At 59.2% G+C, this 25,228-nt stretch carries 17 protein-coding genes; 6 read left to right on the top strand and 11 right to left on the bottom strand.

What is annotated here, in order from left to right; translation table 11 throughout:
* Positions 1-2: 2 nt before the first annotated feature.
* Positions 3-2,141, bottom strand: a complete 2,139-nt coding sequence (gene scpA / locus ACFSE1_RS13400; protein ID WP_377402128.1) for a methylmalonyl-CoA mutase — start codon at positions 2,139-2,141, stop codon at positions 3-5.
* A 106-nt stretch (positions 2,142-2,247) separates the two neighbouring features.
* On the opposite strand from scpA, the gene ACFSE1_RS13395 reads away from it, so the two are divergent.
* Together ACFSE1_RS13395 and ACFSE1_RS13390 are read left to right on the top strand one after the other, a co-directional pair.
* Positions 2,248-2,517, top strand: a complete 270-nt coding sequence (locus tag ACFSE1_RS13395; RefSeq protein ID WP_377402125.1) for a type II toxin-antitoxin system ParD family antitoxin — start codon at positions 2,248-2,250, stop codon at positions 2,515-2,517.
* Entirely contained in the window at positions 2,507-2,869 is a 363-nt protein-coding gene (locus ACFSE1_RS13390) for a type II toxin-antitoxin system RelE/ParE family toxin (RefSeq protein WP_377402122.1), read from the top strand. Before ACFSE1_RS13395 ends, ACFSE1_RS13390 begins: the two co-directional genes overlap by 11 nt.
* Positions 2,870-2,895: 26 nt before the next feature.
* Here the strand turns inward: ACFSE1_RS13390 and ACFSE1_RS13385 are convergent, their stop codons facing one another.
* The 5 genes from ACFSE1_RS13385 to ACFSE1_RS13365 all read right to left on the bottom strand — a co-directional run bounded on the left by ACFSE1_RS13385 (position 2,896) and on the right by ACFSE1_RS13365 (position 8,289).
* The gene (locus ACFSE1_RS13385; protein ID WP_377402119.1) at positions 2,896-4,896 is read right to left on the bottom strand and encodes an acetyl-CoA carboxylase biotin carboxylase subunit; all 2,001 of its coding nucleotides are present in this window, start codon (positions 4,894-4,896) and stop codon (positions 2,896-2,898) included.
* Between the two features lie 17 nt (positions 4,897-4,913).
* A complete protein-coding gene (locus ACFSE1_RS13380) occupies positions 4,914-5,276 on the bottom strand; it encodes a hypothetical protein (RefSeq protein ID WP_377402116.1) in 363 nt (120 codons plus the stop codon).
* A gap of 39 nt (positions 5,277-5,315) precedes the next feature.
* Positions 5,316-5,693 (bottom strand): hypothetical protein, encoded by a 378-nt coding sequence (locus tag ACFSE1_RS13375; protein ID WP_377402113.1) that lies wholly within the window; start codon positions 5,691-5,693, stop codon positions 5,316-5,318.
* A 69-nt stretch (positions 5,694-5,762) separates the two neighbouring features.
* Positions 5,763-6,656, bottom strand: coding sequence for a glutathione-dependent disulfide-bond oxidoreductase (gene yghU, locus ACFSE1_RS13370; protein WP_377402110.1), 894 nt, complete (start codon positions 6,654-6,656; stop codon positions 5,763-5,765).
* Between the two features lie 100 nt (positions 6,657-6,756).
* The gene (locus ACFSE1_RS13365; protein ID WP_377402107.1) at positions 6,757-8,289 is read right to left on the bottom strand and encodes an acyl-CoA carboxylase subunit beta; all 1,533 of its coding nucleotides are present in this window, start codon (positions 8,287-8,289) and stop codon (positions 6,757-6,759) included.
* 128 nt (positions 8,290-8,417) lie between these two features.
* Here ACFSE1_RS13365 and ACFSE1_RS13360 point away from each other — a divergent pair, with 128 nt between their 5' ends.
* Entirely contained in the window at positions 8,418-9,827 is a 1,410-nt protein-coding gene (locus ACFSE1_RS13360) for a helix-turn-helix domain-containing protein (RefSeq protein WP_377402104.1), read from the top strand.
* Between the two features lie 3 nt (positions 9,828-9,830).
* On the opposite strand, the gene ACFSE1_RS13355 is transcribed toward ACFSE1_RS13360, so the two are convergent.
* The 5 genes from ACFSE1_RS13355 to ACFSE1_RS13335 form a co-directional block, all read right to left on the bottom strand.
* Positions 9,831-10,949 carry a serine hydrolase domain-containing protein gene (locus tag ACFSE1_RS13355; RefSeq protein ID WP_377402101.1) on the bottom strand — a complete coding sequence of 373 codons (1,119 nt, stop codon included), beginning with the start codon at positions 10,947-10,949 and terminating at the stop codon, positions 9,831-9,833.
* 86 nt (positions 10,950-11,035) lie between these two features.
* On the bottom strand, positions 11,036-12,250 hold the full coding sequence (hemA, locus tag ACFSE1_RS13350; protein ID WP_377402098.1) for a 5-aminolevulinate synthase: 1,215 nt from the start codon (positions 12,248-12,250) through the stop codon (positions 11,036-11,038).
* 312 nt (positions 12,251-12,562) lie between these two features.
* The gene (locus tag ACFSE1_RS13345) at positions 12,563-13,360 is read right to left on the bottom strand and encodes an FAD binding domain-containing protein (RefSeq protein WP_377402095.1); all 798 of its coding nucleotides are present in this window, start codon (positions 13,358-13,360) and stop codon (positions 12,563-12,565) included.
* A gap of 13 nt (positions 13,361-13,373) precedes the next feature.
* Positions 13,374-15,737: a xanthine dehydrogenase family protein molybdopterin-binding subunit gene (locus ACFSE1_RS13340; protein WP_377402092.1), complete on the bottom strand. Its 2,364-nt coding sequence runs from the start codon at positions 15,735-15,737 to the stop codon at positions 13,374-13,376.
* 115 nt (positions 15,738-15,852) lie between these two features.
* Positions 15,853-16,344, bottom strand: a complete 492-nt coding sequence (locus ACFSE1_RS13335) for a (2Fe-2S)-binding protein (protein WP_377402089.1) — start codon at positions 16,342-16,344, stop codon at positions 15,853-15,855.
* Between the two features lie 277 nt (positions 16,345-16,621).
* Here ACFSE1_RS13335 and ACFSE1_RS13330 point away from each other — a divergent pair, with 277 nt between their 5' ends.
* The 3 genes from ACFSE1_RS13330 to ACFSE1_RS13320 all read left to right on the top strand — a co-directional run bounded on the left by ACFSE1_RS13330 (position 16,622) and on the right by ACFSE1_RS13320 (position 25,144).
* On the top strand, positions 16,622-16,885 hold the full coding sequence (locus ACFSE1_RS13330) for a glycine zipper domain-containing protein (RefSeq protein ID WP_377402086.1): 264 nt from the start codon (positions 16,622-16,624) through the stop codon (positions 16,883-16,885).
* A 182-nt stretch (positions 16,886-17,067) separates the two neighbouring features.
* A complete protein-coding gene (locus ACFSE1_RS13325; RefSeq protein ID WP_465269780.1) occupies positions 17,068-18,981 on the top strand; it encodes an autotransporter assembly complex protein TamA in 1,914 nt (637 codons plus the stop codon).
* A gap of 64 nt (positions 18,982-19,045) precedes the next feature.
* Positions 19,046-25,144: a translocation/assembly module TamB domain-containing protein gene (locus tag ACFSE1_RS13320; protein WP_377402083.1), complete on the top strand. Its 6,099-nt coding sequence runs from the start codon at positions 19,046-19,048 to the stop codon at positions 25,142-25,144.
* Positions 25,145-25,228 lie beyond the last annotated feature (84 nt).

The following is a 25,228-nucleotide window of genomic DNA, read 5'->3' as shown; positions in this document are numbered from 1 at the left end:
CTTCAGGCGTTCCTGCGGCGGCCTTCCATCAGGTCCAGAATGGCGCGGGCCGCATCCAGCACATTGGTGCCGGGGCCGAAGACGGCCGCGACCCCTGAAGCCAGCAGGAACTGGTAATCCTGCCGCGGAATGACACCGCCGACCACGACAATCACATCCTGTGCACCCTTGGCCTTCAGCGCCTCGATCAATTGCGGTGCCAGCGTCTTGTGCCCGGCAGCGAGCGAAGACATGCCCACCACCTGCACCTTTTCCGAAACCGCAAGGCTTGCCGCCTCTTCCGGCGTCTGGAACAGTGGACCGGCCACCACCTGGAAGCCGATATCGCCAAAAGCCGAGGCGATCACCTTCGCGCCGCGATCATGCCCATCCTGGCCAAGCTTGGCGACCAGCATTTTCGGCTTGATGCCCGTAGCCTTGGCGAACTCCGAAAGACGGCCAGTCAGCGTCTGATACTCCGGATCGTCCTCATAGGCTGAACCGTAAATATCGCTTACCACCTCCGGCACGGCGGAATGATCCCCGAAGACGGAGCGCATGGCATCGGAAATCTCACCGACGCTTGCCCGCGCCCGCGCTGCCTCCACAGCCGCTTCGAGCAAATTCCCCTCGCCCGTTTGCGCAACCTTGTTCAGCACCGCCAGGGTTTCCTCGACGCGCTTCGGATCGCGCTGGCGGCGAAGCTGTTCCAACCGCTTGATCTGCGAATTGCGCACGGCGGTATTGTCGATGTCGAGAATGTCGATCGGCTCTTCGTTTTCCAGCCGATACTTGTTGACACCGACAATGATCTCCTCGCCGCGATCCACCCGTGCCTGACGCCGCGTTGCCGCCTCCTCGATCAGCCGCTTCGGCAGGCCATCGGCCACGGCCTTGGTCATGCCACCCAGCGCCTCGACCTCTTCGATCAAGGCCCAGGCCTTGTCTGCCAGCTCTTTGGTGAGGCTCTCCACATAGTAGGACCCCGCCAGCGGATCGACCACCTTGGTCACGCCTGTTTCATGCTGAAGGATGAGCTGTGTATTGCGGGCAATGCGCGCCGAGAACTCGGTGGGCAGGGCAATCGCCTCATCCAGCGCATTGGTGTGAAGGGATTGCGTGCCGCCCAGCACCGCAGACAGCGCCTCATAGGCGGTACGGATGACGTTGTTATAGGGGTCCTGCTCTTGCAAGGACACGCCGGAGGTCTGGCAGTGCGTGCGCAGCATCAGCGAGCCCGGCTTCTTCGGCTCGAACTCCTCCATGATGCGCGACCACAGCAGGCGGGCGGCGCGAAGCTTTGCCGCCTCCATGAAGAAGTTCATGCCTATGGCAAAGAAGAAGGAGAGACGGCCGGCAAACTCATCCACGTTCAAGCCGCGCGCCAAGGCAGCACGCACATATTCACGGCCATCCGCCAGCGTGAAGGCCAGTTCCTGCGTCAGCGTCGCGCCTGCTTCCTGCATGTGATAGCCGGAAATGGAGATGGAGTTGAAGCGCGGCATTTCTTTTGCCGTATAGGCGATGATGTCGGCAATGATCCGCATGGAAGGCTCCGGCGGATAGATATAGGTGTTGCGGACCATGAACTCCTTCAGAATGTCGTTCTGAATGGTGCCGGAAAGCTGATCGCGCGAAACGCCCTGCTCCTCCCCCGTCACAATGAAGTTGGCAAGGATCGGGATGACCGCGCCGTTCATGGTCATGGAAACGGAGATATCCTGCAACGGAATACCGTTGAACAGGATCTTCATGTCCTCAACGCTATCGATCGCAACGCCCGCTTTGCCGACATCGCCTAGGACACGAGGATGGTCGGAATCGTAACCGCGATGGGTGGCGAGATCGAAGGCCACGGATACGCCTTGCTGACCGGCAGCCAGCGCTTTGCGATAGAAAGCATTGCTTTCTTCCGCCGTCGAAAAGCCCGCATATTGCCGGATCGTCCAGGGGCGACCGGCATACATGGTGGCGCGCGGCCCGCGTACAAAAGGCTTGAAACCGGGCAGGCTTTCCAGATGCTCCATGCCCTCCAGATCTTCAGCCGTGTAAATCGGCTTCACCGGAATGCCCTCGGGCGTGTTCCATACCAGCTTATCCGGCGATGCCTTCAGCTCTTTTTCGGCCAGCGCCTGCCAGTCTGCGACGGTTTTGCTTGTCATCGGCCATATCCTCCGGGTGCTGCTGCCATGATCGGCGCGGCAGTAAGATTGACGAAATTGCTACTGAGTAGCATACTAGACCTACTCTTCACGGGAGCTTTGAGCCATGACCGTAAAAGCATCTGTTTCCATTTCCGACCAGCAGGACGCCTTTGCCCGCCGACTGGTAGAAGAAGGCCGCTATTCGAGTGTAAGCGCCGTGGTGCAGCAGGGGCTGGAGCTGCTGCGCGAGCAGACGGAGATGAAGGAGGCGGAATTGGCGGCTTTGAAGGCTTTGCTGGATGAGCGGCGTAAGGGACCGTTCCTGACAATGGAAGAAAGCAAGCAACAGATTCAGGAAATGGTCGCCAACGTAAAGGCTTCATATGGGCTTTAAAGTCGAGCGTTCGAAACAAAGCATTCGGGATCTCGAGCTGATATTTCGTCACTTGATTGAAAGTTACATTGGATTCGGCGACTCGGTTGAAGAGGCCATTGAACGGGCCCTGCAACGGCTTCAATCCATTGAGAGTGACATGAATGGTCTGGCCCGCATCCCCCATCAAGGCACTGCGTGGAGCACGGATAGCGGTACCCATATTCGTCATGTGACGAAGAAGAATGTTATATTCTACTTCGAAATCAATGCTGAACCCAAAATCATTAATATCCTGGCCGTTTTCTTCGGTGGGCAGGACCACAGGCGGCACATGCTGGAGCGGCTGAGGATGCCGAAGACAAACGGCTGACTTCTGGGCCGCCCACGCGTGGCGCATCACTCGAACTCCATAATCAGCTCGTCCACCGCAAGGCTCTGACCAGCACTTGCAGCCACCCGCTTGACGACGCCCTTTCGTTCCGCCTTCAGCACATTTTCCATTTTCATGGCTTCAACAGTTGCCAGTGTTTGGCCCGCTTCCACCGTATCGCCCGCCTTCACCGCAACGCCGGTAATGACGCCCGGCATGGGGCAAAGTAGCATTCTGGATGTATCCGGCGGCAGTTTGACCGGCATGAGTTTTGCCAGTTCCGCAATGCGTGGGCTGCGCACGCGGGCTGAAACATCCATGCCGTTGGCGCGAAGGCGAATGGCAGAACCAATGAGGTCCACCTTCACGCCGAGCTTTTCCCCATTCAGCAGGAAATGCGCATGGGTTTGACCTGGTTGCCATTCACCGGAGACGGTGATTCTGGTTCCAGCTTCACCGAAATGCGCCACATCTGCATCCAATGACACCGCATGGCTAACATCGCCAAGCTGCACCACCCATTCCTTTCCGATCTTGCGGGCATGGTTGCCGATAGTGCCGGAAATCTGCGCTGCCCGGGCCTGAAGCTTGGCATTGATGACGGCGGCAATGGCGGCCAGCTTTTGCGAGGATACGGCATCGGGCATCACACCGGAGAAGCCCTCCGGGAACTCTTCGGCGATATAGGCCGTGGTCAGCTTGCCGGAACGGAACCGCTCCTGCCCCATCACGGCGGATAGGAAGGGCAGGTTATGGCCGATGCCTTCCACCTCGAAATCATTGAGCGCCGCGGCCATGGCATCGATAGCCACCTCACGCGTCTCACCCCAGGTGCAGAGCTTGGCGATCATCGGGTCGTAATACATGGAGATCTCGCCGCCCTCATAGACGCCGGTATCATTGCGCACGACCGTGCCATCAGCCTGTTTGCCCTCGACAGGCGGACGATAGCGGGTAAGCCTGCCGATGGAGGGCAGGAAGTTGCGGAACGGGTCTTCCGCGTAGAGGCGGCTTTCGATGGCCCAGCCATTCAGTTTCACATCGGCCTGGGCAAGCGCGAGCTTTTCGCCGGAGGCAACCCGGATCATCTGCTCAACGAGATCAATGCCGGTCACAAGCTCGGTCACCGGATGCTCGACCTGCAGACGGGTGTTCATTTCCAGGAAGTAGAACGTGTTGGCCTTGCCATCGACGATGAATTCCACCGTTCCCGCTGAATGGTAACCCACGGCCTTGGCCAGCGCCACCGCCTGCTCACCCATGGCGCGGCGCGTTTCTTCGGTGAGGAAGGGCGACGGCGCTTCCTCGATCACCTTCTGGTTTCGCCGCTGGATCGAACATTCGCGCTCACCCAGATAAATGCAGTTGCCGTGCTTGTCGCCCAGCACCTGAATTTCAATGTGACGCGGCTCCGTCACGAACTTCTCGATGAAGATGCGGTCGTCGCCGAACGCACTTTTCGCCTCGTTTTTCGAAGACTGGAAGCCTTCACGGGCTTCCGCATCGTTCCAGGCAATGCGCATACCCTTGCCACCACCGCCAGCGGAAGCCTTGATCATGACGGGATAGCCGATGGAGGCGGAAATCCTTACCGCCTCATCCGCATCCTCGATCAGGCCCATATGGCCGGGCACCGTGGAAACACCCGCTTCGGCGGCGATTTTCTTCGACGTGATCTTGTCGCCCATGGCGTGGATGGCGCCAACCGGCGGACCGATGAAAGTTACGCCTTCCTTTTCCAGCGCTTCGGCAAAGAGCGGGTTTTCCGACAGAAAGCCATAGCCCGGATGCACGGCATCGGCCCCCGTCTGGCGGATGGCCTCCATGATCTTGTCAATCACGATATAGGACTGTGAAGAGGGCGAAGGGCCGATATGCACGGCTTCATCGGCCTCGCGCACATGCTGGGCATTGGCATCGGCATCGGAATAGACGGCGACCGTCTTGATGCCCATCTTCTTCGCCGTGCGGATGACGCGGCAGGCGATTTCGCCTCGGTTGGCTATGAGGATTTTCTGGATCGGCATCACGTCACCCCTGATTTTCAATCTTCAAACGCACCCGGAAAGTTCTTCCTTGCCGCAGCCTCGTTGATCTTCAGCTTGGCAGAATAGGAGGCTGGATCGAAGCCGCGCTCTGCGGCGATCACTTCGCGCCCAAAAAGGCGGCTCAACCGCTCGCCATCCAGATTGCCTCGCTCGAAGGGTTCAGCCCCGAAGAACTGCCAGAGCGACTGCAAGAAGCCTTCGTCCGCCAGCGCCACGGTCTGATCCAGCGTGCGATGACGCGGCATGGCAGTGAGCTTCGTCACCTTGGAATTGGCGCGGCGCAGCACGTATTGCCACTGCGTGCCGGGAAGGCCCAAGGGGAAACCGCGATGCTTCGGCATTTCAGGGGTCTTTGCCATTAGCTGTTCTTCCCGATCGATAAGAACCTCACCATGGCATCACACCTCAAACACATCTTCGAAGGATTCGGGAAAATTCTGCCGCGCCACGCGCTCGTTGATCTGCAGCATGGCCTGATAGGAGAGCGGATCGAAATCCTTCTCGGCTGGCACCACCTCGCGCCCGAAGAGCAGGCAGAGGCGGGCCGCATCCAGATTGCCGCGTTCAAAGGGTTCCGCACCGAAATGATGCCAGAGCGCATGCAGAAAGGCCGCATCGATGCGGTGTTCCTTTGTTCCGGGACGGGCCTTGCGCGGAATGGCCTTCAGCGGCGTCACGCCCTTCGGGTTGGCACGGCGAATGGTGAACTGAATGCCCGTTCCGGGCATGCCGCCCGGAAAACCTCGGTGTTTCGTCATTTCGGGCAGGTTGGCCACGGCAGTCTCCAGTTCATCGCTTGTCTCAGGTCTGCCTCTCCCGTCAGGAAGAGGCAGAATGTTTTCAGTTCAAATCTTCAGGCCGTCAAAATCGGAAGCCGAATGACGTTCCGGCAGGAAGGTGCCGGGATCGCCGGAGGCCTTGTTGACGATGCCGCCGCGTTTTACGCCGGGACGCGCCGCCAATTGCTTGGCCCAGCGCACCACATGCTCGTATTCGCTGGTGGACAAGAAGTCGCCTGCATTCGGATAGGACGAATCCAGCGCCAGACGGCCATACCAGGGCCAGATGGCCATATCGGCAATCGTGTAATCGCTGCCAGAGACGAATTCATTGTTGGCCAGCTGGCGGTTCAGCACATCCAGCTGCCGCTTGGTTTCCATGGCATAACGATCAATGGCGTATTGGATCTTCATCGGGGCATAGGCATAGAAGTGACCAAAGCCGCCGCCGACGAAGGGTGCAGACCCCATCTGCCAGAACAGCCAGTTCATGGCCTCTGTGCGCGCCCGCAGGTCAGCAGGCAGGAAGGCACCGAATTTTTCAGCGAGATAGACGAGGATCGAGCCGGACTCGAACAGGCGCACAGGCTCACCGCCGCCCTTCGGCTGGTGATCCATCAGAGCCGGAATCTTGGAGTTGGGGTTCACGCCCACAAAACCGGAACCGAACTGATCGCCCTTGCCGATATTGATCAGCCAGGCATCGTACTCGGCGCCGGAATGGCCTGCTTCGAGCAGTTCCTCCAAGAGGATCGTCACCTTCTGTCCGTTCGGCGTACCCAGTGAATAGAGCTGAAGCGGATGCTTGCCGACACTCAGCGGCTGCTCATGCGTGGCCCCTGCCGTCGGGCGATTGGTGCTGGCAAAAGCGCCGCCATTACCGGGTTCCCAAGTCCAGACTTTCGGCGGCTCATAGCCGGCGGGCAGGTTCTTTTCCGGCGGAAATTTGGAATCGCTCATAAGAAATCAGTTCCTTGTTTCGTGAGGCATGCGCCGGGAGGTTTGGCGCGTTCTCAAGATATAGGTGATCGGCTGGAACACGCGAGTCTTGCAAGCGAAACTAGAGCGGGATCGTGTCGTGCTTTTTCCAGTGTGTCGTCACCTGCTTGTTGCGCAGCGAGGCAAAGGCGCGGGCAATGCGGCGACGCGAGGAATGCGGCATGATGACCTCATCGATAAAGCCGCGCTCTGCCGCCACGAAGGGGTTGGCGAACCGCTCCTCATATTCCCTGGTGCGCGCCGCGATCTTTTCCGCATCACCCAGTTCAGAACGATAGAGAATTTCGGTCGCGCCCTTGGCGCCCATCACGGCGATTTCGGCAGTCGGCCAGGCATAGTTCACATCCGCGCCGATGTGCTTGGAGGCCATCACATCATAGGCACCGCCATAGGCCTTGCGGGTAATCAGCGTCACCATGGGCACGGTGGCTTCCGAATAGGCGAAGAGAAGCTTTGCGCCATGCTTGATCACGCCGCCATATTCCTGCGCCACGCCCGGCAGGAAGCCCGGCACATCCACCAGCGTCAGGATCGGGATCGAGAAGGCATCGCAGAAGCGCACGAAGCGCGCCGCCTTGCGCGATGCATCGATATCGAGGCAGCCTGCCAGCACCATGGGCTGATTGGCAACGACGCCGACAGTCTGCCCCTCCAGACGGATGAAGCCGGTAACGATGTTTCTGGCAAAAGCTTCCTGAATCTCGAAGAAATCGCCCTCATCCGCAATCGCGTAGATCAGCTCTTTCATATCGTAAGGCTTGGTGGCGGAATCCGGGATCAGGCTGTCGAGCCGCATTTCAACGCGCGCCGGATCGTCGAAGAAGGGGCGAACCGGCGGCTTTTCGCGATTATTCAGCGGCAGGAAATCAAACAGCTGGCGCACCGCCTCCAGTGTTTCGATATCATTCTCGTAGGCGGCATCGGCGACGGAAGATTTTTTCGTATGCGTGGAAGCGCCGCCCAGTTCTTCCGCCGTGACGATTTCGTTCGTCACCGTCTTCACCACGTCCGGCCCGGTCACAAACATGTAGGATGAATCGCGCACCATGAAAATGAAATCGGTCATGGCAGGCGAATAGACGGCACCGCCCGCACAGGGCCCCATGATGACGGAAATCTGCGGAATGACGCCCGAGGCCTCCGCATTACGACGGAAGACTTCCGCATAGCCCGCCAGTGACGCCACACCTTCCTGAATGCGTGCGCCGCCCGAATCGTTGAGGCCAATGACAGGCGCACCGACGCGAACCGCCATATCCATGATCTTGCAGATCTTCTGCGCATGGGTCTCGGACAGCGAGCCGCCCAGAACGGTGAAATCCTGGGAGAAGACATAGACCTGACGGCCGTTGATCGTGCCCCAGCCGGTCACGACGCCATCGCCTGGCACTTTCTGCTCACCCATGCCGAAATCGACACAGCGGTGGGTGACATACATGTCGTATTCCTCGAAGGAACCCTCATCGAGCAGAATCTCGATGCGTTCCCGCGCAGTCAGCTTGCCCTTGGCGTGCTGCGCATCAATGCGCTTCTGCCCTCCGCCCAGACGAGCCTCCGCCCGCCGTGCTTCCACTTCGCTCAAGACTGCGCGCATATCGCCTCCACTCTTTTGTCGGATAAGTTTTATCGCGTTGAAGTCATAGGTGAAACAGCGATTTTCGTTGAATGCGTGCCGATGTGTAATCTATAAATATGCAAATTGAATTTTGCGAAGTTGCAAACATGGCGATCGGCAAGCTCTATATCGGACGAAAAGTACGTGAAGTGCGCGAAGTGGCGCGTGCCACACAGGCGCAGTTTGCCGAAAGGCTGGGAATTTCCACCAGCTATCTCAACCAGATTGAAAACAACCAGCGGCCCGTATCCGCTGCCGTTCTTTTGGCTCTTGCGGAAAAGTTTGGTGTCGGCATCACGGAGCTTTCCTCGGGCGAAGGAGATCGCCTGCTCTCCGCCCTTTCAGAAGCCCTGTCCGATCCCCTGTTCGAAGGCTACAGCGCCAATTTGCAGGACTTGAAGCTCGTAACCCAGAATGCGCCGGGGCTTGCGCATGCCCTGATTGCTGCGCATCAGGCTTATCGGCGCTCCAGCGAGCAGCTTGCCAGCATGGACGACCGGCTGGATCGCGCCGCTTTGACGGAAGCCACGCCTTATGACGAAGTGCGCGACTACTTCCACTTCGTAGACAACTACATCCACGAGCTGGATGTGATGGCGGAACGGCTGGCGGGCGAAATGGGGCTTGGCGGTGGCGACAATCACGCAGCCCTCCAGCATTTTCTCCTGCATCGCTTCGGCGTGCGGGTCGAAAAGACCGCCCTGAAAGGCGAGCTCATCCGCAGTTTCGATCCTGTGACCCGCAGGCTTTCACTCAATGCCTATGCCACGCCGGCCACCCGCGATTTCCAGATGGCACAGCAGGTTGCACAGCTTCATGCCGCATCGGCCATTGACGAGATCGCTCGCGGGGCCGGATTTCGTGCAGCGGAGGCGGTGGAAATCTGTCGTATCGGTCTGCAGAACTATTTCGCCGGAGCGCTGCTGCTGCCCTATGAGACCTTTTTGAAACGGGCACGCGAACTGCGCCACGATCTGGACCTTCTGGCTGCCCATTTCGGCGCAAGTCTTGAGCAGATCTGTCATCGGCTCAGCACGCTGCAAAGACCGGGGCAGAAGGGTATCCCGATCTTCTTTGCGCGTGTGGATCGCGCCGGAAACATCACCAAGCGCCATAGCGCCGCCAAGCTGCAATTCGCCCGCTTCGGTGCTGCCTGTCCGCTGTGGAATGTGCATCAGGCCTTTGAAATGCCGGGCCGCATCATTCGCCAGCTGGCGGAAACACCGGACGGCGTTCGCTATCTGTGCCTTGCCACCCAGATCACCAAGGGCAGCGGCGGCTATCGTGCCGTTCAACCGCGCTATGCGCTCGCACTTGGCTGCGAGATTTCCTATGCGGACAGCTTCGTCTATGCCGACGATCTCGACCTCACCAATCGCTCCGCCTTCGATCCCATCGGCATTTCCTGCCGTATTTGCGAGCGGCATAACTGTGCACAAAGAGCCATGCCGCCCTTGAAGAGCAGGCTGTCGGTGGATCACGACAACCGCTCGATCATTCCCTACCGGCTCGTCTGACGGTTACAGGCTGGCGCAGACGGCTCTACGCAACTCCTCAGGATAGGCGCCATTGCAGCCTTCCAGCGCGTTGTTGGTCATGCTCACCACCGTTACGCCCTGCTCTGGCAAAATGAACCAGGTATTGCCGTAAACGCCGCCCCATTGAACGGCACTGGGAGGCAATGCTGTCGAAGCGGCTGCGGGATCGGTGATGATGGCGCCGAAATAGCCGAAACGTTGACCGGGATTGCCGGGAATGTCGCCAATCTGGTTGGAGAGACCGGCTTCAGCCATCTCGCGCGAAAAAAGCGGATCGCCGCCCGTGCGAATGGTTTCCAGAAGCAGCATCACATCGCGCGCCGTGCCAGCCATTCCAGCGCCACCCGCCTGAAAGGCCTGCCGGTTGAAGATGCGGGCCGGAGAGAAATAGGCTTCGAAACCGGCGGCATTCGTTCCATGCCAGGGGGTTGGCATGCGCACCGGCCCCTCGGCTGAATCGGCATAGGCCACGGCCAGCCGCGACAGATCCGTCACATGAAAACGGGCATCCTTCATCTGCAGAGGCTCGCCCACATATTTGACCACCGCGTCTTCGAGAGGCGCACCATGAACCGTCTCCAGCACGGCTCCCAGCACGTCGATCCCGGTGGAATAGGCCCATTGCTCGCCGGGACGGAAGGCAAGTTTCTTCCCGCTCAACCGCGAGAAATTCTCCTCCACGGACAGGTTAGTGTCACTCAGCCCCTGGTTCACAGCCTCATTTTCCGCAAGTCGTTCAAGACCCGCATCATACATCAGCCCTGATGTATGGGTGATGAGATGCCGAACCCGCACGTCTGCCGGTGAACCATCCGGGTTGAGCGGGCGGAACCACGGCAGATGGTCCACAACGGCATCATCCAGGGACAGCAGCCCTCGCTCGACCATCACAAGTGCCGTTGCTGCCACAATGGGCTTAGTCACAGAGGCGTAGCGGAAGATCGTATCGAAGGCGACAGGCACACCCGCCTCGCGATCCTGATAGCCGACGGCGCGCTCCAGAACCGGCACCCCGTTGCGATAGATGAGGACAACGGCACCGGTAATGCGGCCACTCGCCGTCGCTTGATCGAGAAGGCTATTCACACGATCCATGGGCATGCAAACTCCGAGCAAAAACAAAAGGCGTCTCATGTGTCCATGAAACGCCCTTCGAAAACAAGCGGTTTGTCAGCAAATCCGAAAGCTTAGGCCACCGCGCGAGCCAGTGCGCAACGCGACCAGAGCTGATGCAGCGCACCCACCAGATGCTCGATATCGGCATCGGTATGAAGCGGGGTTGGCGTGATGCGCAGACGCTCGGTCTTGCGCGGCACAGTCGGGTAATTGATCGGCTGCACGTAGATATCCGAATGGTCGAGCAGCAGGTCGGAAATCCACTTGCACTTGGCAGCATCGCCCACCATGACCGGCACGATATGGCTCGGGTTCATCATGTGCGGAATACCGCGTGCATCGAGAGAGGCGCGCAGCTTGCGCACGCGGTCCTGATGACGGGCGCGCTCGAACGGGCTGTGCTTCAGGTGACGAATGGAGGCAACAGCGCCCGCGGCCAGAGCTGGCGGGATGGCCGTGGTGAAGATAAAGCCGGATGCGAAGGAGCGAATAAAATCGCAAACGACGTGTGAGCCGGTGATGTAACCGCCCATGACGCCGAAAGCCTTGCCAAGCGTGCCCTCGATAATGGTGATCCGATCCATCAGGCCTTCACGTTCGGCAATGCCGCCGCCGCGTGGACCATACATGCCGACGGCATGCACTTCATCGAGATAGGTCATGGCGCCGAATTCATCGGCCAGATCGCAGATTTCCTTGATGGGCGCGATATCGCCATCCATGGAATAGACGCTTTCGAAAGCGATCAGCTTCGGAGCCTTCGGATCTGCTGCAGAAAGCTTTGCGCGCAGATCGTCCAGATCATTGTGCTTCCAGATCACGCGCTCGCACTTGCCGAAGCGAATGCCCTCGATCATCGAGGCGTGGTTCAGCGCGTCGGAGAAAATGATGAGGCCGGGAATTTTCGCGCCGAGCGTGCCGAGCGTTGCCCAGTTCGAGACATAGCCGGAGGTGAAGATGAGAGCGGCTTCCTTGCCGTGCAGATCGGCAAGTTCCTGCTCCAGCAGAACATGGTAATGGGTGGTGCCAGAAATGTTCCGGGTGCCGCCAGCACCCGCGCCACAGTGATCGATGGCTTCATGCATTGCGGCGATGACAGACGGATGCTGGCCCATGCCGAGATAGTCGTTGGAGCACCAGACTGTGACGTCACGCTTGCCTTCCGGAGTATGGCGCGTGGCACGCGGAAAATTGCCGCGATGACGCTCGAGATCGGCGAACACGCGATAACGGCCTTCCTGGTGAAGGCTGTCCAGTTCGCCTTTGAAAAATGCCTCGAAATCCATTCTCTCACTCCAGAACCTGCAACCGTCTTTTGGGTTCTCGTCTGACACACGTCAACCCTGCATAAGCCGATTCCCTGCCACCTGCGGCATTTGGCCCATTTCTTTGAATTATTCCAATATAGATTTACGAAGGAAGCGATAACAAAAATTGATCTGCGTCAACGGAGACGAAAAAATGAGCGGCCGAAGCCGCCCAAGTTGCTCTCACCTAAATCGCCAAATGTGTCTGAAGACGCACATAGGACGATATAGCTCCTGTATCGCTCAACGGATGCCCGAAAACGGCGAACCGCATTTCGGGTCCGATATCCTTCATTGCGCAGCCAGCACCGCCCGCTTCGCCATGACCTTCACCAGATTGGCGCGATAATCCGCGGTAGCATGCATGTCCTCCATCATCTGCGATGCATCCATGCCGACACCGGAGATTGCTTCAGGCGACCAGCTGGAGGCCAGCGCCTGCTCGATATCGCGCGCACGGAAAACCCCGTTCGATCCGGCTCCGGTAACGGCAACGCGCACGCCGGATCCAGTCCTGGCCACGAATACGCCAGCCAGTGCATAGCGTGAGGCGGGGTTGGGAAATTTCGCATAACCCGCCTTTTCCGGTGCCTCGAAGGTGATGGCGGTGATGAGCTCGCCATCTTCCAGTGCCGTGTCGAACATGCCCTGGAAGTAATCCTCCGCTGCGATTTCCCGCCGATCCGTCACCACCGTCGCGTTCAGTGCCAGCACGGCAGAGGGATAATCCGCGGCAGGATCGTTGTTGGCAACCGATCCGCCAATCGTTCCCATGTGCCGCACATGCGGATCGCCGATCATGCCCGCCAGTTCGCAAATGGCGGGGCAAACAGCCCGTAGCGCAGAAGAGGATGCCACGTCCGCATGGGGCGTCGCCGCCCCGATCCGAACCCGGCGCCCCTCGACCGTAATGCCCTTCATGGCTTCGATATGCCGCAGATCCACCAGATCCGAAGGCGCAGCAAGCCGCTGCTTCATGGTGGCGATCAACGTCATGCCGCCGGAGAGATATCGACCTTCCTCGCGGGCTGAACGCAGCTTGACCGCATCCTCAACGGAAGAAGCGCGATGGTAAGTGGTCTCATACATAACGTCCCCTCCCTTATTCCGCAGCCATGCGCGTGTGCGCAGTCTGCAAAGCAGTCCAGACTTTCACAGGTGTCGCCGGCATGGTGATTTCCATGCCAATGGCATCCGTAATGGCATTGATGAGTGCTGGCGGAGAACCGATTGCACCGGCCTCACCGCAGCCCTTGATGCCGAGCGGATTTCCGGGGCACGGCGTATTCTGGTGCGACAGCTTGAAGGAGGGCAGATCATCAGCACGCGGCATGGCGTAATCCATGTAGCTCGCCGTCAGAAGCTGGCCGCTCGTCTCATCGTAGCGAACCTCTTCCAGAAGCGCCTGCCCGATGCCTTGCGCCAGGCCCCCATGCACCTGCCCCTCCACGATCATTGGATTGATGATGTTGCCGAAATCATCAGCCGCCACGAACTGGATGATGTCCGTCTTGCCAGTATCCGGATCGATCTCCACCTCCGCAATGTAGCAGCCTGCCGGGAAGGTGAAGTTGGAGGGGTCGTAAAAGGCGGTTTCCTTCAGGCCGGGCTCCATTCCGGCAGGAAGATTATGCGCGGTATAGGCGGCAAGCGCCACCTGGAACCATGGCAGGGTCTTGTCCGTACCCGCCACTTTCAGCTCGCCGTTTTCGATGACGATATCGCTCTCGTCGGCCTCCATCAGATGCGCGGCAATCTTCTTCGCCTTCATCTCCACCTTGTCGAGCGCCTTCACAACAGCCGACATGCCGACTGCGCCGGAGCGGGACCCATAGGTGCCCATGCCCATCTGCACCTTGTCCGTATCGCCGTGGACGATGTTGACACTGGCAAGCGGCACGCCGAGACGATCCGCCACCAGCTGCGCAAAGGTGGTTTCGTGGCCCTGACCGTGGCTGTGCGAGCCGGTCAGAACCTCGATCGTGCCGACCGCGTTCACCCGCACCTCAGCCGACTCCCACAGACCGACACCGGCACCAAGCGAACCGACGGCCTGGGAGGGCGCGATGCCGCAGGCCTCGATATAACAGCTCATGCCGATGCCGCGCTTCTTGCCGCGACGCTCCGCCTCGGCGCGCCGGGCCGGAAAACCGTCCCAATCCGCCGCTTCCATGGCCGCACTCAGCGAGGCTTCGTAATCGCCAGCATCGTAATTCATGATCACCGGCGTCTGATAGGGAAAGGAGCGAATGAAGTTCTTCCGGCGCAGTTCCGCTGGCGAAACGCCCAGTTCGCGGGCCGCAATCTCCATTGTTCGCTCAAGAAGATAGGTCGCCTCGGGCCGCCCTGCCCCGCGATAGGCATCCACCGGCACCGTATTGGTATAGACCGTGCGCACATTCGCATGGATCGCCGGAATGGCGTACTGGCCAGACAGCAGCGTCGCATAGAGATAGGTCGGCACAGCCGAGGAAAAGAGCGACATATAGGCGCCGAGATTGGCAATCGTCTCCACCTTGAGACCAATCACACGATGGTCCTTGTCGAAAGCCATCTTCACTTTCGAAACGTGGTCACGGCCGTGAGCATCCGTCAGGAAGGCTTCCGTGCGGTCAGAGGTCCATTTCACCGGCACGCCAGTTTTCTTGGAGGCCCAGAGACAGACGATTTCCTCGGGATAGATATAGATCTTGGAGCCGAAACCGCCGCCCACGTCCGGCGCAATCACGCGCAGCTTGTTTTCCGGCGCGACATTGTAGAAGGCGCTCATCACCAGGCGCGCCACATGCGGGTTCTGGCTGGTGGTATAGCAGGTGTAATGGTCTTCCGCCGAATCGTAGATGCCAAGTGCCGCACGCGGCTCCATCGGATTGGGAGAGAGGCGGTTGTTGAGAATTTCAACATCCGTCACATGCGCCGCCTCAGCAATGGCCTTGTCAGTCGCAGCGGCATCACCGATGTCCCAATCGAAAATCAGATTGCCGGGCGCTTCCGGGTGGATCTGCGGGGCCCCCGCTTCCAGTGCCGCAAGACTGGTGATGACGGCGGGAAGCTCATCATATTCCACCGCCACGGCCTCTGCCGCATCCCGCGCCTGCGCAACGGAATCGGCCACCACGATGGCCACGGCATCGCCCACATAGCGCACGGTATCGACAGCCAGCGGCCGCCACGCACCCATTTTCATGGGCGAGCCATCCTTGGAATGGATCATCCAGCCGCAGATCAGATTACCGATGCCATCTGCCTGCAATTGCCGCCCATCCAGCACATCGATCACACCCGGCATTGCCTTGGCCACGGAAACATCGATGCCGGTAATCTTTGCATGTGCATGCGGGCTTCGCACAAAGCAGGCATATTTCATGCCCGGAACGACCATATCGTCGGTGTAGCGACCCTTGCCCGTGAGGAAACGCTTGTCCTCCTTGCGGGCAACGCGCGCACCAATTCCTTCCATACCCATATCATCTCCTCCCGAGAGCGCTCGATGAGAGCGAAAGAACAGCAATGAGAAAGGGCGACGGCGCAATGAGATCTTAGACTGGCAGGCGCGCCGAATGCCGGATTGGGAAAGCTGATTATTCAGCAGCCTGACGCTGAGCGCCGTGCATTTCCTCATTGGCGGAAAGAACGGCCTTCACGATGTTATGATAACCGGTGCAACGACAGATATTGCCTTCCAGTTCTTGGCGAACCGTCGCCTCGTCGAGCTTTCCGCCATGACGGTTGATCATGTCCACAGCCGTCATCACCATGCCCGGCGTGCAGAAGCCGCATTGCAGGCCGTGATGCTGATTGAAGGCGGACTGAACCGGGTGAAGCTCACCCTGCGCGGCAAGTCCTTCAATGGTGGTGATCGTCGATCCCGAGGCCTGAACGGCAAGGACGGAACAGCTTTTCACCGATTTTCCATCCATATGGATGACACAGGCACCGCATTGGGTCGTATCGCAACCCACATGTGTTCCTGTTAGTGCCAGTTTGTCCCGAATGAAATGAACGAGCAAGGTGCGATCGTCGCACTCGCCCGACATCGTCCGGCCATTGACCGTCAACGTCACTTTCGTCATGAACTCCTCCAAATCCTCGACGAGGCGCGTGTCTCCTCAAACACGCAAGGCATATCATTCGTCTTTTTTCATGTACGATCAATAGATAGTTTTTGTGACGGCACGTTATCGTGGAAGATGAGTTCTTCTCATTTCGGGAGAATCTTGATCGCGGTATCTGGACTTCCCTCTTGAGTGTCATATCCTTCCGTTCAAGCTGCGTTAATGTTGGATGGGTTTAGCGTATGCGGGACCGGTCGCAGAACCGGGACGCGCTCGTATTTTTTTGGAGAGAGTGATGAAGAAGGCGATTATGCTTCTGATGGTGGGCCTGACCATGGCAGGCTGCACGCAGACCGAACGGGGTGCCGGCATTGGCGCTGGCGCTGGCGCAGTGATCGGTGGTCTGGCAACCGGCAACGTGCGCGGTGCAGCTGTGGGTGCTGCTATCGGCGGTCTTTCCGGCGCAGTCATCGGTAACGTTACCCAGCAGCCTGGCCAGTGCTACTACCGTGACCGTTACGGTCGTCGCTACGTAGACTCCTGCCCGCGCGGCTACTGATACTTTAGCGCCACTAACGGCCAAGGGAATGCAAAGCCCCGGAGACACAGCCGGGGCTTTTTGATGACTGTATGACAGAAACGTGGTACCGCAGCGAAAGACATGCAGTTACATTAACTGCTAATATAGAGTGACGCTCGCGTCTGAAGGGTGGGAAAACCAAACTGCGTACGAGCAATGACATGCCCGTCCAGGATCGCATGAAGGCGGTCCGGAAGCTGAGCCTCGTAGCTGCGCTGCTCGCGGGTGCCTCCCTGATTCCGGGATATACACAGCCCGCCCAGGCCTTCAAACTCTTCGGCTTCAATCTCTTCGGAAGCGAGGAGGAAACCGCCGATGTCATCGATCCGGTCCGTTATGCAGCCACCCTCAATCTCACCGGTGCAAGCGGGGATCTGAAGGACAGGCTGGAGGATGGCAGCGCGCTGAAATCCGATGAGGAAAAGCCGGTTTCAGGCGATCTGGGGCTCGTGATCAAGGCGCGGGAGGACCGTGACCGGCTTGTGGCCATCCTTTACGAAGAGGCCCGCTATGGCGGCGTGGTTCGTATCACGATCGATGGACAGGATCTCGACCGTCTGCCGCCGATCCCCGAATTCGATCACAGCAGACCCGTTCCCGTTGTCGTGACGATAGAGCCAGGGCCGGAATTCACGCTTGGGCAAGTACGGTTTGAAGGTGATGCGGCCTCCATTCCGCCGGAAGATGTCGGTTTGAAACCGGGCCAGAAGGCAGGCTCCGTCTCGATCATCCAGGCGGGCGAGCGTGTGGTCCAGGCATTGAAAAAGCAGGGACGCCCGCTCTCCAGGCTCGGCACGCGAGAGGTTGTTGCCGACCATGCGACAAACACGGTTGCCGTCACCCTTTCCGCCACCAGCGGCCCTGTTGCACCCTTCGGTACAGTTGCGGTCAAAGGCTCTCGCGGCGTGGATGAGAACTTTATCCGGCGCTATTCGCGCCTTGACCGGCGCGAACAATATTCGCCGGAGCAGTTGAAAAAGGCGGGCGAGAGGCTGCGCGAACTGGGTGTCTTCTCCAGCGTCAACATCCGCGAGGCAGACAGGCTGGCGGCCGATGGTTCGCTACCGCTGACCATTGAGGTCGCAGACGGCAAGTTCCGTTACTTCGGTTTCGGCGCGGAATATTCCTCGCTCGATGGCGCTGGCATTTCCGGCTACTGGGGTCACCGCAACCTCTTCGGGCAGGCTGAATCGCTTCGCATCGAAGGCCAGGTTTCCGGCATTGGCGCGACGACCGATCTCAATAGTTTCGATTATTCCGCAGGCATCATCTATTCGGAGCCGGGCTTCAAGATTCCCGAACTGACCTTCGACGCCAGCCTGAGGGCAAAGCGCGAAACCCCGGATGTCTACACGGCCAATTCCATCACAGCGCTTGCCACCCTCACCTATGAGTTAAGCGAGCAGGACAAGCTGACCGGCGGCGGCGAGGTGTCGTGGAGCCAGTCCGAGGACGCATTCGGCAAGAACGAATATCTCACGCTTTCCATTCCGCTCACCTTCGACCGCGATGCGCGGGACAACAAGCTGGAGCCAACGGAAGGCTATCGGTTCACCGCCTCCACCAAACCAAGCTACGAAACCTATCGCGGCACCTTCTTCTCCTCTTTCGAGGGATCGATGTCCGGCTATCTCGGTTTTGGCGAGGAAGATCGTTTCGTTCTGGCAGGCAAGCTATCGGCCGGAACCATCGTCGGCGGTGACAGGCTGGCCGACATTCCCACCACACGGCGCTTCTTTGCCGGTGGTGGCGGTTCCATCCGGGGCTATACGTTCCGCGAAGTCTCGCCCTACAATGCGCAGAATGAGGCCACAGGCGGGCGCTCCTACACGGTGGCAAACCTCGAAGCACGTATCAAAGTCACTGATAAAGTTGGAATTGTTCCCTTTTTTGATGTCGGAAGCGTGTCTACCGAAATCGTGCCCGATTTTACCGATATTCGCATGGGCGCCGGTATTGGGCTGCGCTATGCAACTCCGTTCGGTCCGTTGAGGTTAGACGTGGCCGTGCCATTGAATCGCTATGACGGCGGCAGCCAATACGGTATTTACGCGGGCATCGGGCAATCATTCTGATGTCGCACAAAATCGCAGATCAGGATAAGGATTCCCACAGCTTGCCAAAGGTGAACCCGCGTTCATGACATCGCCGCGTCCGACAAACTGGATCCTGCGCGCCGCGCTTGCCGTGGTGGCGCTTGCCGTTGTTCTGGTGGTGGCATTCGTGCTCTTCATCGGCTTCACCCCTGCTGGCAATCGATTGGCCGGAAACCTGGCCTCCTCGCTCGTTTCCTCCCCGGACCAGACGATCACGATTTCTCCCCCGCGCGGTCTATTGACCGGACGATTGAAACTGGAAAGCGTTACGCTGGCGGATCGGAACGGCATCTATGCGCAAGCGTCAGACATTGCCGTTGACTGGTCGCCGCTTTCGCTTCTCAGCGGAACCTTCCATGCGCAGCGGATCGAGATCGACGCACTGAAGGCCATCCGCGCACCGCTTCCCGCCACGACACCCGCACAGAACCAGACGGGCAGTTCCGGCAACGGTTTTTCACTGCCGGTTGCAGTTCAGATCGATCACTTCAAACTGCCGAGTATTGCGCTGGAACCGGCGCTGACAGGGCGTCATTTCGATCTGCAGGCAGAGGGCGCTGCCAATGCGACCGGCGAACGGATTGCCTTGCAGCTATCGGCCCGGCGCAAAGATATTCCGAACGCACTGGCAAAGACCGATCTTGTTTTTGCTCCGAGGCAGAACGAGCTGAAGCTGCAGGCACTCGTCTCCGAGCCGCAGGGCGGCCTTCTGGCCCGCCTTCTCCATCTGCCGGGTTCGCCATCGCTGGCCCTTGCGCTGGATGGCCAGGGGCCTTTGTCCAACTGGTCCGGCCAGTTGCGCGGCACGGTGGATGGACGCCCCGTGATCCGCCTCGACGGGCAGCACAGCCTTTCTCCCGAGGGCGCGCATCAATTGCAGCTTCGTGGCGGCGGCGAATGGACATCGCTTCTGCCTCCCAGCTTCCGCCCCCTTTTCCCGGGCCGCACCGATTTGAACATCGGCGCAGTCATGACATCGGCAGGCCGGATCGAGATCAAGACTGGCGAACTGACAACCGGCTCGATGAAGCTTCAGGCGTCCGGTGCGCTCGATCCTTCCGGCGACAACAGCCTGACGGGCAGCGCGACAGCCACGAACGGCTCGATCAACCTCGAATGGCCGATGGACACGCAGCCAGCGCGGGTTTCCATCGACAACCTCAACTTCACCCTCACCGGCCCCGCCGAATCTTCGCGCTTCAATGCAACCGCTGCGCTGAAATCCATATCCGCCAGCGGCACGGCACTGGGACAGGTTCGCCTTCAGGCTGAGAGCGAAGACCTTAATCTTGTCGACAGAACCGGCAGCATCCGCACCCGCCTCAGCATTGCCCAGGCGAAATTCGACAATCCCGATCTCGACCGGCTGATCGAGGGCCCGATCCGTCTGGATGCGCCCATCCGGCTTGCTCCGCCCGCCATCGGGCTTGATGCATCGACCTTTGAAAGTGCCAATCTGTCCGGCACGATCAGCGGTGCCTACAACACGTCCAAGCAATCCGTGACGGGCAACATCCGCATGTCTCTCAATCCCGAAGGTCTGCCGGAAGCGGCAGGCCGCTATTTCGAAGATATGGTGGGCATCGAAGGCTATGTGGATGCCGTGATCGGCGGGCGCATGAGCCTGGAAAATCTGGTCGTCAAATCCAATGTCGTGGAAGGTCACGGCAATGTGCTTCTGAATGGCGGCACGCTGGAAGCGCACCTGGCGGGGCGTGTGGCCGATATCGCCAAGTTCCGCGCCGACGCCAAGGGGGCGGCCGGCTATGACATCACCCTGAACGGCCCCCTGGACGCGCTTGGCGTCAAGGCCGTGGTGAATGCCGCCGAGGCCCGATATGGCGGACGCATGCTGGAGGCCGTCAGCGCACGTTTCGAAGGAACCGTCGGCAGCGGCAAAACGGCGGGAACGGCGATCGTTTCCGGTCGGGTCGATGGCAAGCCGTTGAAGCTGGACGCGGAAATCCGTCAGGAAAACGATCTTTACAGATTGCCGCGCGTTGCGCTGGATGCTGGCGCAAACCGCATCAGCGGCGCTCTCGATCTTTCCAACAATTTCCTGCCACAGGGACAACTCGCTTTCGATTTGCCTGACATCGGCCTGTTGGCCTCACTTGCAGGTCAACAGGCAAGCGGCGACCTTCGCGGCTCCCTTTCGCTTGGCAATGATAACGGCAAAATGTCCGCGACCATCAACGCCACTGGCCAATCGGTTTCAGCGAACGGCAGCGTGATCGAAGCTCCAGCCATTGATCTGGCCAGCACCGATGTGATGGCGCTGATTGCACAAGGTACGGTTCGCGCCAATGCTATCACGGTCGCAGGGCAAAAGCTTCAGGACGTAAATCTCAAGCTGGAGGGCGATGCGAAGCGTACGAATCTTGATCTGGAAGCTCGCTATTCCGATGCTCCTTTGGTGATGCAGGGCGTTGTGGACCGCACGGCACCCGACCAAATCGCAATCGACATCAACCGCTTGGCTGCAAAGCCTAATGGCATTGACATTGCACTGGCGGAACCGGCGCGGGTTCGTCTTGCGTCAGGCAGCGCTGCTCTTGGCACGATTACTCTGAATGCGGGCGGTGGCAAAGTCGTGGTGGAAGGCACAGCCGGGCCGCAATTGAACGTAGCCTTGCGTGTCAGTGATCTTCCAGCTGCCATAGCCGATAGCTTTGTGCCGGGCCTTGGCGCGGAAGGTAAAATTGGTGGCGCTGCCACACTTGCCGGGCGTTCCTCCGATCCTGTTATTCGTTACAGCCTCGCATGGAACGGTGCCCAAGTTGGCGAAACCCGCACTCGCAACCTCGGCGCTTTCACGCTTTCCAGCCGAGGCCGTATGCAAGGCAGCTTGCTGACGGTGGAAGACGCGGCCCTGACCGGACGCGACGGCCTCTCATTGCATGCAAACGGTACCGTTTCGACAACAACACCGCAGACCCTGAACCTGAAAGCGGACATCGCTTCCATTCCGGCCAGCATCGCCAACAGCTTCGTGCCGAACCTCGATGCGAAAGGCCAGATAACAGGCACAGCAACGGTTACTGGCACGGTTGGCGCACCTGTCGCAACCGCTCAGCTGGATCTTGCGGAAGGTTCCACCGTTCAAACCCGCGCTGGCGGGATCGAGGCATTGCGCGGACGGTTGGATGGCCGCTTCGAGAACAATAGACTGACGGTCAACGAATTCGTTCTGCAGGGCGGCAAAGATCTCGCCGCACGCGTGACAGGCAGTCTCAACCTTGCCGATGAGCGGGCCATCAACCTTCAGGCCGATCTTTCGTCCATTCCTGCAAGTCTTGCCAATGCGTTGCGCCCCGATCTTGGTGCGGTCGGCACCCTTTCCGGCACTGTCAACGCATCTGGTACGCTGGCTGCTCCTAAGGCCTCCTTCCAGGCCAAGCTGGCCGATGCTTCCTTTGAACAGACACGCAAGGCTGGCCTGCCCAATCTCAATTTGATCGCCAACGGTACAGTTGAGAACCAGATCCTGACACTTTCCCAAGCAGAGCTTGTCGGCGGCGACAATGTTTCCTTGAAAGCCAGCGGCACGGCGGCCCTTGATGGGGACAGGGCGCTCAATATGAGCCTTGATCTTGTCAATCTGCCCCTGTCGCTCGCAGATGTGTTGCGTCCAGGGCTGGATGCGAAGGGGCAGTTGAAAGGTCGCGTGACACTTGGCGGCATTATTGCTGTTCCAGTCGTTCGCTACGATCTTTCAGGCTCTGATCTTTCGATAGCAGAAAGCCGTCAGGCAGGCGCAAACTCCATCGCGCTGCGCGCTCTCGGAAGCCTTGAAAACAACACGCTGACACTGGACGATACGTCCCTTACCGATCCTTCCGGCCTTTCGGTCACGGCAAAAGGTCGCGTTCTGCTGAATGGTCCGCAAGGGCCGGTGCTGAACGTCAATGGCAATATCGCCTCACTGCCGGCTGCACTGGCGAATGCATTCGTACCAGGACTTGACGCAAGCGGGATCATTTCCGGCTCCGTTCAATCCAGCGGAACGGCTGAAGCACCTGTGGCGGATTTTAATCTGGCCTGGCAGGATGCGGCAACAGCGCAAACGCGAGCAGCAGGCATTCAAGGCTTGGCTTTCAATGCAAAAGGCAGACTGGAAAACGGGACTCTGACCATTGCCGAATCCGGTTTGACGGGTCCGTCTGGCCTATCGGCAAAGGCCAATGGTACCATTGGCCTGACGGGTGAACGTGCGCTTAATCTACAAGCCGCCCTCGACGCATTTCCGGCTGCGCTCGCCAATGCCTTTCTTCCCGGCATGCAGGCTTCCGGCATTGTTTCTGGCACGGCTGCGGTGTCCGGCACGACTGCTGCACCGGCTATTCGGTACGATCTGCAATGGGCCGATGGCTCGATTCGTCGTAGAGGTGATGCAGGTGTTGGACCGCTGAACCTGCGAGCTGAAGGTTCATTTGAAAACCGCAAGCTGACTTTGGGCGAGACCCGCCTTAGCGGCCCGAATGGGCTTTCCGTCACAGCCAGTGGCGATGTGACGTTGCCGGCAGAGGGAGACAGCATTCCCCGGACCAATCTGAACGCAGATATTGCCGCACTTCCAGCAAACCTCGCCAACGCCTTTGTTCCAGGCCTTGGGGCAACCGGCGTCGTCTCCGGCAAGGTCACTGCCCTGCCGGGGGAAGGTGGAACCGGAGCGCGCTTCAACCTGACCTGGACAGATGCATCGCTGGCCCAGATCAGAAGCGCCGGTCTCCAGTCCTTTCGCGTTGGTGTGAATGGAAGCCTTGAGAACAATGCGGTCAACTTCCAGACGGAGCTGAGTGGCGCTGGAGGTTTGAACCTTTCCGGCGGCGGCACGGTTGGGCTTGCGGGCGATAGACCGCTGAACCTGCAATTTCGCGGCGGCTTTCCCTTTGCCCTCCTGGCCACACAGCTTTCGGCACAGGGCTTCGTTCCTTCCGGCACCGGCAATGTAAATGTCTCGGTTGGCGGGACGGCAAGCGCACCTCAGATCACCGGGACAGCCTCAACGAGCGATGCCCGCTTGATCGATGTGCGCCGAAACCTCGCGCTCAACAAGATCAACGCGCAGGTAAATTTCAATCGAGACCGCGCGGAAATCTCAAGTGCTACGGCAGCCCTTTCCACTGGCGGCACGATCAGCGCGCAGGGCTCGATCGGCTTAACAGACGGCTTTGCCGCTGATCTGCGCATCGCACTGAACGATGCGACCTATGTGGATGGTACGCTGGTGACGGCCACCGTAAACGGCAATCTGACAGTAACTGGCCCACTGCTGCAGGATCCGCGCCTTGGCGGCACGGTCACCCTTGTCAAGGCCAATATCACGGTTCCGGCAAAACTTCCCGCTTCGCTTGCAGAGATCAATGTCAAGCACAGGAACGCGCCTGCCGATGTACGCGCCCTTCTGGCGGCCCTCGCCCCCAAAGGTGGCGAAGGCACCGGCCGCAATATCGGACTCGATGTGACATTGAATGCGCCGAACGGTATCTTCGTTCGCGGACGTGGCATTGATGCGGAACTGGGTGGCAATCTGACGGTGCGCGGCACAACGGCGGAGCCAATCGTGGCTGGCGGGTTCGAGATGCGGCGCGGGCGCATTGTCATTCTCACCAAGCGTCTGGACTTCACCACCGGCAGGATCACCTTCGGCGGCAGCCTGATCCCGGTTCTGGACATGGTTGCCGAAACACGCTCAGACCAGACAACCATCACCATCAATGTGTCTGGCGTGGCAAACAACCCGGATATTACCTTTGGCTCCTCCCCTTCCCTGCCGCAGGATGAAGTTCTTGCACGCCTGATCTTCGGCCAATCCGTGTCGCGCCTCTCTGCCTTGCAGATTGCGCAGCTGGCTGATGCGGTGAGCCAGCTTGCCGGCGGTGGCGACAGCTCCCTCTTCCAAACATTGCGGGGCAGGCTCGGCGTGGACGATCTGGACCTGAGGACCGATGACAATGGCCAAACCAGCGTTTCGGTTGGACGGCGTTTGAACGACCGGACCTATTTTCAGCTCGAACAGGGTGGCAGCAGCGGCGCAAAGGCGTCCATCAATCTGGATATCGGCCGTGGCGTAAAGTTGAAAGGCTCGGCAGGCAGCGAAGGCGGCTCTGCGGGAATTTTCTACGAAAAAGAGTATTGATGAAAAGCAATTTCTCCTGGAATTTTGGCTCAAAATAGCCCGCATTAGTACTTTAGAAATAATTCACTCCCGCAAAACGCTGTC

It is taken from the genome of Affinirhizobium helianthi (genome assembly GCF_042680945.1).
Taxonomy (GTDB): domain Bacteria; phylum Pseudomonadota; class Alphaproteobacteria; order Rhizobiales; family Rhizobiaceae; genus Neorhizobium; species Neorhizobium helianthi.
The sequence above is the reverse complement of the archived record's forward strand: the minus strand, read 5'-3'. Positions and strand labels throughout refer to the sequence as shown.

Excerpts from the sequence above, each read along its gene's own strand:
- ACFSE1_RS13340 (WP_377402092.1), bottom strand. The coding sequence starts at position 15,737 with ATGGGTATGGAAGGAATTGGTGCGCGCGTTGCCCGCAAGGAGGACAAG.
- ACFSE1_RS13330 (WP_377402086.1), top strand. The coding sequence starts at position 16,622 with ATGAAGAAGGCGATTATGCTTCTGATGGTGGGCCTGACCATGGCAGGC.
- ACFSE1_RS13325 (WP_465269780.1), top strand. The coding sequence starts at position 17,068 with ATGCCCGTCCAGGATCGCATGAAGGCGGTCCGGAAGCTGAGCCTCGTA.
- ACFSE1_RS13395 (WP_377402125.1), top strand. The coding sequence starts at position 2,248 with ATGACCGTAAAAGCATCTGTTTCCATTTCCGACCAGCAGGACGCCTTT.
- yghU (WP_377402110.1), bottom strand. The coding sequence starts at position 6,656 with ATGAGCGATTCCAAATTTCCGCCGGAAAAGAACCTGCCCGCCGGCTAT.
- ACFSE1_RS13385 (WP_377402119.1), bottom strand. The coding sequence starts at position 4,896 with ATGCCGATCCAGAAAATCCTCATAGCCAACCGAGGCGAAATCGCCTGC.
- scpA (WP_377402128.1), bottom strand. The coding sequence starts at position 2,141 with ATGACAAGCAAAACCGTCGCAGACTGGCAGGCGCTGGCCGAAAAAGAG.
- ACFSE1_RS13355 (WP_377402101.1), bottom strand. The coding sequence starts at position 10,949 with ATGCCCATGGATCGTGTGAATAGCCTTCTCGATCAAGCGACGGCGAGT.
- hemA (WP_377402098.1), bottom strand. The coding sequence starts at position 12,250 with ATGGATTTCGAGGCATTTTTCAAAGGCGAACTGGACAGCCTTCACCAG.
- ACFSE1_RS13345 (WP_377402095.1), bottom strand. The coding sequence starts at position 13,360 with ATGTATGAGACCACTTACCATCGCGCTTCTTCCGTTGAGGATGCGGTC.
- ACFSE1_RS13365 (WP_377402107.1), bottom strand. The coding sequence starts at position 8,289 with ATGCGCGCAGTCTTGAGCGAAGTGGAAGCACGGCGGGCGGAGGCTCGT.
- ACFSE1_RS13390 (WP_377402122.1), top strand. The coding sequence starts at position 2,507 with ATGGGCTTTAAAGTCGAGCGTTCGAAACAAAGCATTCGGGATCTCGAG.
- ACFSE1_RS13380 (WP_377402116.1), bottom strand. The coding sequence starts at position 5,276 with ATGGCAAAGACCCCTGAAATGCCGAAGCATCGCGGTTTCCCCTTGGGC.
- ACFSE1_RS13335 (WP_377402089.1), bottom strand. The coding sequence starts at position 16,344 with ATGACGAAAGTGACGTTGACGGTCAATGGCCGGACGATGTCGGGCGAG.
- ACFSE1_RS13360 (WP_377402104.1), top strand. The coding sequence starts at position 8,418 with ATGGCGATCGGCAAGCTCTATATCGGACGAAAAGTACGTGAAGTGCGC.
- ACFSE1_RS13320 (WP_377402083.1), top strand. The coding sequence starts at position 19,046 with ATGACATCGCCGCGTCCGACAAACTGGATCCTGCGCGCCGCGCTTGCC.